Raw genomic sequence first — 6,260 nt, 5'->3', positions numbered from 1 at the left:
GTCACGCCCGCCGGGTACGCGCGGGCGCGCGGCACGGTGAAGGCACTCACCCTCTTCATCGACTTCCCGGACGCCCGCGCGAAGATCAGTGCGCGGGCGCGGTTCGACGAGTTCTTCCCGGCCGCCGCACGGTACTTCCACGCCAGTTCGTACGGCCGGTTGCGGTACCGGGCGGTGCCCGTCCTGCGGTGGCTGCATCTGTCCCGCCCGCTGGCGTCGTACGGGATAGCGCGGGGCGCCGTCTTCGACCCGTCGTCGGACGACGGCTACCACGCGCTGTCGCGGGAGATCGTGCGGGCGGTGGACGGCTCGGTGCGGTTCCGGGACTACGACGTCGTCAACGTCATCGCGGCGCCCAACGCGGGGCCGTCGGCGGCCCGTACGGTCCTGTCGGTCACCTTCAGCGGGGGTGACATGGGGCTGCGGACCCGGGACGGGGTGTCGTTCCGCAACGCGTCGTTCATCTGGAGCCGGCAGGCCGGGCCCAGCGCGTTCCGCGTCGTCAACCACGAGAACGCGCACTCCTTCGGCCTCCCCGACCTCTACTACACCGACGGGCGCAGCGCGCCGCCGGCCGCCGGGCACTGGGACCCGATGGACGAGGACTGGGGGCCCAGCAACGACTTCCTGGGCTGGCACAAGTGGAAACTGGGCTGGCTCACCACGGGGCAGGTGGGGTGCGTGCGGCGTGGCGCGGGCGCGGCGGAGTACACGCTGACGCCGCTGCCGGTCGCCGGGGGCACGAAGATCGTCGTCGTGCCGCTGTCCGCGCACCACGCCCTCGTCGCGGAGGCCCGTACGCGCGGGCCGCTCGACCCGGAGGTGTGCCGGCCCGGGGTGCTGCTGTACCGCGTCGCCACCGATGTGGCCACCGGTCACGGCCCGCTGCGCGTCATCGACGCCACCCCGCACAGCGGGGGCTGCTCGACGCCCAACCGGTACGTCCACCCGGAGTTGACGGACGCGACGTTCCTTCCGGGGAGCGAGTACCGCGACCGCAAGAGCGGGGCCTCGGTGCGGGTGCTGCGGGTGAATCCGGACGGGACGTACCGGATACGGGTACGGGCGGCGCGGTCCTGACGGCGGGGGCTACTCCCCCGCGTCACGCCAATGGTGGCGCCCGATGCTGATGAGGCGGAGTTGCTGGCGGGCGCGGCGGACCACGTGTCGGCGTTCGCGTTCGGCGGGGTCCGGGGCGTCGGGGGTGGCGGGGGCGGGGGCCGTGTCCTCGGCGGCGAGGAGGGCGGCGGCGGTGCCGACGAGGCGGTCCACGTACAGCTCGGCGAGCATGTGGACCTCGTCGTCGGTCCAGCCCCGGCAGGGGGGTTCGGCGGCGAGGACGGGGGCGAGTTCGTCGGCGAAGCGGGTCATCTCCCGGGCGATGGCCTCGCGTACGGCGCGGACGCCGCCGTGGCGTTCGCGGGAGAGGAAGCGGGCGTGGGCGGGGTACTCGCGGACGTGGCGTTCCACCAGGGCGATGGTCTGGTCGATGCGTTCCTCGTCGCCGGCCTGTTCGACGAGGATGGCGCCCACCATGGTGTGCAGGCTGCCCAGGGCCTCCTCGACCAGGGCGACGCCGAGTTCGCCCAGGTCGCGGAAGTGGCGGTAGAAGGCGGTGGGGGCGATGCCGACCGCCCGGGTCACCTCGCGCAGTCCCAGGCTGCTCAGGCTCTGCTCCGCCAGCAGGCCCAACGCCGCGTCAAGCAGCGCCTGACGGGTCTTCTCCTTCTGGGCCCGGCGGACCCCCACGGTGTGACTCATATCATCAGTAAACAACTGTTCTCTCAAACCGCCCAGGGGTCGACACGCGTACGCTGAAAGCAGTTCGGTGAACAACTGTCCTCCGAGTGGGAAAGGCAGATCATGCTCTTCCTCGTCGCAGCCCTTCTTCTGATGGGGATTCTGCTGGGCACCGCGGCACACCTCCCCGTCCCCGTCACCCTCGCCGCCGCCACCGTCATCGCCGGCTGGCTGCTCGTCTTCCACCTCCGCGAACGCCGCAACCCCGACAGGGGGCAGACCCGATGACCACCGCACTCCTCCGCCGCACCGGCCGGCCCCGGACAGCGGCCGCCGCCACGTCGACGACCGCCGTGCCCCGGACACCGGCCCAGACGCGGGCCGACGAGATGGCCGTGACCTCCTTCGTCCTCGGTCTGGTCGGCACCCTGGTCTTCAACGTGGTCCTCGGGCCCTGCGCCCTCGTCCTCGGCGGCCTCGCCCTGGCCCGCCGCACCACCCGCCCCGGGCGCGCCGCGCTCGGCATGGCGCTGGGCGCCGCCGCCCTCGCCCTCCTCGCCGTCCTCACCGCGGCGGACGGGACGGTCAGCTGGCATCTGGGCGGCTGAACACCGCCTGATCGGTGACCTGTCCGGGCTACGGTGGCCGCAACATGCCCCGGCCGAAGAGGTCCTCATGACGCACGGCACCACCCCCGCCACGGTCGGCACCGCGCGGGAGACCTTCGACGCGTTCGTCCGCCGCGCCCGTACGGACCCGGCGGTGGTCGGGCTCGTCCTGAGCGGGTCCCGGGCGCGGGAGGGGATGGCCACCGGGCACTCCGACTACGACCTCTATGTGATCGTCCGGGACGACGACGGGGCGCCCGCCTCACTGGAGAGCTTCCGCTCCGCCTCCCTCGACGCGTACGTCAACTACGTCTACCGCTCGCTCAAGAGCCACCGCGACGGGCGGCCCGAAGCCGCCCACCTCGACGCGGCCGAGAGCGTGCCGTATCTGCTGACGGCGCTGTTCGCGCCGCACCGCAGGGTGCGCCCGTACAACAAGTACCTGGCGTGGGAGCTGGAACGGGCGCCACTCGGCGACCCGCGCTGGAGCCTGGAGGCACTGCTGCCCCGGGTGCGCCGCGTCCTCACGGACGGCGCGGCGGACGTGCAGCGCGCGCTGTTCGCGGACGTCGAGGAGGCGGCGCGGCGGGCCGGGCACGGGGAGGTCCTGGACGCCTGGGGGGAGGATCTGGCGCTGCTGCGGGGTCCGGCGAGCTGAGGTGGCGTCGGGGCCCGGCGCGTCCCCGTCCGTGCCCGCGCCGCCTTGGGAACGGCCCGCGATCCCGTCGTGCGCCCACCGCACCGTAAGTGGAAGGACCGCCACCGCATAGATCGTATGGTTTTTCGGTCTCAGTGGTGTTCGCAGCGGGCACACCCCGCGCGCACGCTCCGCGGCGTGCGGACAACGGAAGGGCGGTCACGCGGTGGAGCTTGCGCGCGTCGAGTTCAAGGTGCTGGGGCCGTTCGAGGCCGTGGCCGGCGGGCGGGCCCTGCCGCTCGGCGGACCCAAGCAGCGGACCCTGCTCGCCGCCCTGCTCGTCAACGCCAACACCACGGTGACCGGGGAGCGGCTGTGCCAGGCCGTGTGGGGCGAGGCGCCGCCCGCCTCCGCGCAGGCCAACATCCGCAGCTACGCGGCAGCGCTGCGCCGGGCGCTGCATCCCGTCGGCGGGGACCGGGTGAGCCAGGGGCACGGCGGCTACCAGCTGCGGGTGCTGCCCGGTGAGGTGGATCTGCACCGGTTCGAGGACCTGGCGGCGCGGGGGCGGTCCGCGCTGGCCGGGGGCGATCACCGGGGTGCGGCGGACGCGCTGCGGCGGGCGCTGGACCTGTGGCGCGGGGAGCCGTTCGAGGGGGTGGCGCACCATGACGCGCTGCACATCGAGGTGGCGCACCTGGAGGAGACCCGGCTCGCCGCCTTCGAGGACTGCGCTCAGGCCCGGCTGGCCCTCGGGGAGCACCGGGAGCTGGTCGGGCCGCTGCGGGAGCAGACGGCGCGGCATCCGCTGCGGGAGTCGCTGTGGGCCAAGCTGATGATCGCGCAGTACCGGTCCCACCATCCGGCCGACGCGCTCAAGTCGTACGCCCTGGCCCGTGCCGCGCTCCGGGACGAGCTGGGGCTGGAGCCGGGCGCGGAGCTGCGGCGGCTGCACGGTGCGGTGCTCAGCCGCGATCCCTCGCTGGGCGGCGCGCCCGCCGTCGTCACCGCGCCGCCGCCGCAGCCGGTGGCGGGCTGGCAGCCGATGAGCCAACTTCCCGCCGATACGCCGGACTTCACCGGGCGGGATCAGCTCGTCGAGCGGGCGCTGACGTTACTGGAACCGTCGCGGAGACCCGCCGGGGACGGGCCGCCGGGGCCCTGGTCCCCCTGTGCGGTGCCCGTGGTGCTGCTCACCGGGCTGCCCGGGGTCGGCAAGAGCACCCTGGCCACCCGGCTCGCGCACGAGTTGCACGACACGTTCACCGACGGGCGGCTGTTCGTGCACCTGGACGGCTCGCGCGGGGCGCGGCGGACGCCCGGCGCGGTCCTCGCCGACCTGCTGCACGGCCTCGGGGTGTCGCGATGTTCCGTGCCGGAGGCGACGGCGGACCGGGCGGCACTGTTCCGTTCGCTGCTGTCGGGGCGGCGGGTGCTGGTGGTGCTGGACGACGCGGTGGACGAGGCGCAGGTCCGGCCGCTGCTGCCCGGCACCCCCGGCTGCGCGGCCGTCGTCACCAGCCGGGCCCGGCTCGCCGGACTCTCCGGCGCCCAACTCATCGACGTACCGCTGCTGGACGAGGACGAGTCGCGCGCCCTGCTGCGGCGGATCGTCGGGCCCCCGCGCCTGGCGGCGGAGCCGGAGGCCACCGACCGGCTCGTGGCGACCTGCGCGGGGCTGCCGCTGGCGCTGCGGGCCATCGGGGCGCGGCTCGCCGGGCGCCCGCACTGGCGCATCGCGCGGCTGGCCGACCGGCTCGCCGACGAGCAGGGCCGGCTGTCCGAACTGACCGTCGGTGACCTCGCCGTACGGACCTGTGTAGCGGCCAGCTACCACGGGCTGACGCCGGAGGCGGCGCGCGCCTTCCGGGCCGTCGGACTGCTGCCCGTCCCCGGGTTCCCGCACTGGGTGCTGGGCGCGCTGCTGGACTCCGGCGACACCGAGGACGTCACCGATGTGCTGCTCGACGCCAACCTGGTACAGGTCGACGGCGTCGACGCGCAGGGGCAGCCGCGCTACCGGATGCACGACCTGCTGCACGTCTACGCCGCCGAACGCGCCCTGGACGAGGACGCGCCCCCGTGGCGGCGGGCCGCCGTCGCCCGCGTCCTGGACGGCTGGGTGACGCGGGCGCGGGACGCCGCCGAACGGCTCGGCGGGGGCGGCGGGGAGGAATCCGTCGCCTGGCTGGAGGGCGAGCGGGCACAACTTGTCACCATGACCGAGTGCGCCGCGGAGTCGGGGTACGGGGAGCACACCGCGCGCCTCGCCGCCGCGCTGGAGGACATCTGCCACCACCAGGGCTGGTGGGAGGAGGCGGAACGGGTCGCGCGGGCCGCCCTCGACCGGGCGCGGGCCGACGGGGACGCCGTCGCGGCGGCGCTCGCGCGGGGCGCGCTGGCGCGGGTCGACGGCATCCTCGGGCGGCTGGACGACGCGGTGGGCCGATTCGCCACCGCCATCGAGGAGTTGGAAACCCTGGGGCAGGAACGGTACGCCGCCCGGCTGCGTGTCCGCCGGGCCCACGCCGTCGCCGACCGGGGCATGGCCGCGCTCGCCCACCACGACGCCGCCGTCGCGGTCGCCACCATGGAACGGCTCGGCGACCCCCACGACCGGGTCCTCGCCCTGCGCGCCCTCGGCCTCGCCCTCGTCTGCCGCCGCCGCGAGGCCGAGGCCGTCGACGTGCTGGAGAGGGCGCTCACGGAGGCCGAGGCACTGGGCCGCCCCCTCGTCGTCGCCGATGTCCTCCAGGCACTGGCCTGGGCCCGGACCGGCGCCGGCCGCTTCGACGGCGTCGCCGCCCTGCTGCACCGGGCCCTGGCCGTCCACCGGATGCTGCGCCACCGCCGCGGCGAGGCGTACACGCTGCTCACCCTGGGGCGGCTGCACTCCGGTCCCGGCGGCGACGGGGCGGAGCAGGCCCTCGGGCCGCTGGGCGAGGCCACGGCCCTCTTCGCCGACCTCGGGGAACGCCGGGGCGAGACGTTCGCCGCGTACTGGACCGGCCGCGCCCACGCCGCGCTCGGGAACACCGAACGCGCCACCCGCCACCTCACCACCGCCCTGACCGGCTTCCGCGCCCTGCGCATGCCGCTGTGGGCCGTCCGCGCCCAGGTGGATCTCACGGGGGCGACCCGGACTGCGCCGTTGCGCTGAGCGGGGGGTGTACTGCGGGGGCTCCGGTGCCTGAGCGGGGCCGGTGTCGACGCCCGGCCGCCCTCCCGCGCGACGGACAACGGCGTGCTCCGCCGCCCGAGCGGGCCCGGTGTGC

At 75.2% G+C, this 6,260-nt stretch carries 6 protein-coding genes; 5 read left to right on the top strand and 1 reads right to left on the bottom strand.

What is annotated here, in order from left to right; all coding sequences use genetic code 11:
- Window positions 1-1,080, top strand: a 1,080-nt coding sequence (locus AC51EU_RS25705; RefSeq protein ID WP_496269457.1) for a M6 family metalloprotease domain-containing protein, incomplete at its 5' end; no start/stop codon positions are given.
- Between the two features lie 9 nt (window positions 1,081-1,089).
- Here the strand turns inward: AC51EU_RS25705 and AC51EU_RS25700 are convergent.
- Entirely contained in the window at window positions 1,090-1,761 is a 672-nt protein-coding gene (locus tag AC51EU_RS25700) for a TetR family transcriptional regulator (RefSeq protein WP_496269456.1), read from the bottom strand.
- A gap of 102 nt (window positions 1,762-1,863) precedes the next feature.
- Between AC51EU_RS25700 and AC51EU_RS25695 the strand changes: the two genes are divergently transcribed.
- The 4 genes from AC51EU_RS25695 to AC51EU_RS25680 all read left to right on the top strand — a co-directional run bounded on the left by AC51EU_RS25695 (window position 1,864) and on the right by AC51EU_RS25680 (window position 6,145).
- The gene (locus AC51EU_RS25695; RefSeq protein ID WP_496269455.1) at window positions 1,864-2,028 is read left to right on the top strand and encodes a hypothetical protein; all 165 of its coding nucleotides are present in this window, start codon (window positions 1,864-1,866) and stop codon (window positions 2,026-2,028) included.
- Window positions 2,025-2,348 (top strand): hypothetical protein, encoded by a 324-nt coding sequence (locus tag AC51EU_RS25690; RefSeq protein WP_496269454.1) that lies wholly within the window; start codon window positions 2,025-2,027, stop codon window positions 2,346-2,348. Before AC51EU_RS25695 ends, AC51EU_RS25690 begins: the two co-directional genes overlap by 4 nt.
- A 67-nt stretch (window positions 2,349-2,415) precedes the next feature.
- Complete coding sequence (locus AC51EU_RS25685) at window positions 2,416-3,006, top strand: hypothetical protein (protein ID WP_496269453.1); 591 nt, start codon at window positions 2,416-2,418, stop codon at window positions 3,004-3,006.
- A gap of 205 nt (window positions 3,007-3,211) precedes the next feature.
- Window positions 3,212-6,145, top strand: a complete 2,934-nt coding sequence (locus AC51EU_RS25680) for an AfsR/SARP family transcriptional regulator (RefSeq protein ID WP_496269452.1) — start codon at window positions 3,212-3,214, stop codon at window positions 6,143-6,145.
- Window positions 6,146-6,260: the final 115 nt, after the last annotated feature.

It is taken from the genome of Candidatus Streptomyces philanthi, assembly GCF_059553635.1.
The sequence above is the reverse complement of the archived record's forward strand: the minus strand, read 5'-3'. Positions and strand labels throughout refer to the sequence as shown.

What these genes read in the sequence shown, in the direction of transcription:
- AC51EU_RS25695 (WP_496269455.1), top strand. Translation starts at nt 1,864, where the DNA reads ATGCTCTTCCTCGTCGCAGCCCTTCTTCTGATGGGGATTCTGCTGGGC.
- AC51EU_RS25685 (WP_496269453.1), top strand. Translation starts at nt 2,416, where the DNA reads ATGACGCACGGCACCACCCCCGCCACGGTCGGCACCGCGCGGGAGACC.
- AC51EU_RS25690 (WP_496269454.1), top strand. Translation starts at nt 2,025, where the DNA reads ATGACCACCGCACTCCTCCGCCGCACCGGCCGGCCCCGGACAGCGGCC.
- AC51EU_RS25700 (WP_496269456.1), bottom strand. Translation starts at nt 1,761, where the DNA reads ATGAGTCACACCGTGGGGGTCCGCCGGGCCCAGAAGGAGAAGACCCGT.